This is a genomic window from Vibrio sp. Vb0937, assembly GCF_033338855.1.
Window position 1 is genome coordinate 1 of sequence record NZ_JAWOTK010000087.1, and the last position, 2,059, is coordinate 2,059.

Consider the following 2,059-nt stretch of genomic DNA (forward strand, 5'->3'; position numbering starts at 1 on the left):
CTTTGTTAATGCGGATAATCAACGCCCATTAAGCGAGGCGATTGAGGAGGTCTCCGCGCTGAATCGCGTTAATGTTCTCAATCAGAATGTCAGCCAAGCGTTGAATCGACGAATCACTTCCCCACGCAACATGAGGCGTTAACAGCAAATTCGGTAAGTGAATATTAGCGATCAGAGGGTTGCTCTCATCGGCAGGCTCCTGAGTAAATACATCAAAACCTGCTGCTGCGATCTCCCCCTGTTTTAGAGCATCCACCAACGCTTGCTCATCAACCAAACCGCCTCGACCGGTGTTGATTAGAATCGCGTTTGGTTTCATTTGCTGTAACTCGGCTTTGCCAATCAAATTCTGCGTATGCTCGTTAAGCGGACAGTGCAAAGTCAACGCGTCAGAGTGTTTCAACACTTCCTCAAATGGCACATAACCTGGTCGACATTCTGCCGCTCCTTTACGCTCCGCAAATAAAACGGTCATTCCTAGCGCTTGAGCCAGATTCGCCGTGGCTTGTCCCAATGCACCACTACCGACGACACCTAGTGTACTGCCGCCAACATCCCCGATGGAATGAGTAAAAAAGCAGAACTGCTTATTACGCTGCCATTCACCAGCCGCAATGTCTTGATGGTACCCAAACAGGTTGCGACGCAAAGCAAACAACATCGCGATCACATGCTCAGGCACAGATCGAGTGGCATAACCACGTACGTTCGCGACTGCAATGCCATGTTCAGCACAATAGTTCACGTCGACATTGTTAAACCCTGTCGCCGCAACGGCAATCATCTTGAGCTGAGGCAGCTGCGAAAGTACCGATTGATCCAGCACCACTTTATTGCTGATGACGATATCGGCATCAGCCAAGCGTTCAACCACGAACTCAGGCGGTGTCAGTGCATACTCCATCCAATGATGAGGAAACTCAGGGCGCGGAACTTGAATGTGATTGGGAATGGTGGCGCGGTCGAGAAAGACCACTTTAGGCAGTGACATAACGGCTCCTTGTTCACTGCCTAATGAAATCTATTTATGGGCGTGGCAGTGTTTTGTAATCAGGTAATTTACGCTCTGGATCGAAATAGTCAAAGATCATCTCTTCGGCTTCCGGGTAAAAGTCACACGGAACAAAAATACTGCGGAGCCAGTGACTTTTCGGGTGGTAGAAGCTCAGTTCAGAAGCGTGCAGTTCCAAACGCTCAGAGAAGGCTTTGGCTTCTTCGGTCGCGTAGAGCTCGTCACCAACAATAGGGTGACCCAACGCTTGCATGTGCACACGCAATTGATGTGATCGGCCAGTAATAGGCAGTAAACGTACGATGGTCGTCTTTGTGCCGTCTTCATGTTCTTCTCGCTTCGCGACTTGGAAGAGAGTTTTTGATGGCTTACCATCTTCAAAACACACTTTTTGCAGCGGACGGTTTGGCCAGTCACAGATCAATGGCAGATCGATTTCGCCCTCTTCCTGCTCGACATGACCCCAAACGCGTGCGTAGTAAATTTTATGCGTTAAGCGGAACTGGAACTGCTTTTTCAACGCACTTTCTGCTCGCTTGTTTTTAGCCAGTACCATCAATCCCGACGTCGACATATCTAAGCGATGCACGACTTGGATATCTGGGTACTCTTCCTGTAAACGACTCCACATGCTGTCATGGTGCTCTGCAAGACGTCCCGGAACTGATAACAAACCAGACGGCTTATTCACAGCCAAGATATGGTCGTCCTCAAAAACGATGTCGATCCAAGGATCAGTCGGTGGGTTGTACTCAAGCATTGCCATGGGTGGGATCTCTAGAAAATAAAAACGCCGCGATTATAACGAGGGCTCAGTCAAAACGCATTTTAATTTCGCGACCAATGAAAACACCAAAACCAACAGGGTTAATCAAGTCAATAAATTCGAAAAATAAAATAAAAACTGATTTGTAAATATAGTTTGACAAGTACTGCGGGAGTGATATTTATAGAGTGGTTACCCAAATAACTTTATTCCGTTCGGAAAAGCACCCCATAACATTAAATAAGGTTTCACGCCGTTTGGATTCCCGCGAACCGTTCTCG

Annotated in this window: 2 protein-coding genes; both read right to left on the bottom strand. The window is 47.6% G+C overall.

Translation table 11 applies throughout. The features are described from left to right. Positions 1-28: 28 nt before the first annotated feature. The gene (locus tag R7P67_RS23315) at positions 29-991 is read right to left on the bottom strand and encodes a D-2-hydroxyacid dehydrogenase (protein WP_318086131.1); all 963 of its coding nucleotides are present in this window, start codon (positions 989-991) and stop codon (positions 29-31) included. A gap of 34 nt (positions 992-1,025) precedes the next feature. Beyond that, positions 1,026-1,778: a bifunctional tRNA pseudouridine(32) synthase/23S rRNA pseudouridine(746) synthase RluA gene (rluA, locus tag R7P67_RS23320; protein ID WP_318086132.1), complete on the bottom strand. Its 753-nt coding sequence runs from the start codon at positions 1,776-1,778 to the stop codon at positions 1,026-1,028. Between the last annotated feature and the right edge of the window lie 281 nt (positions 1,779-2,059).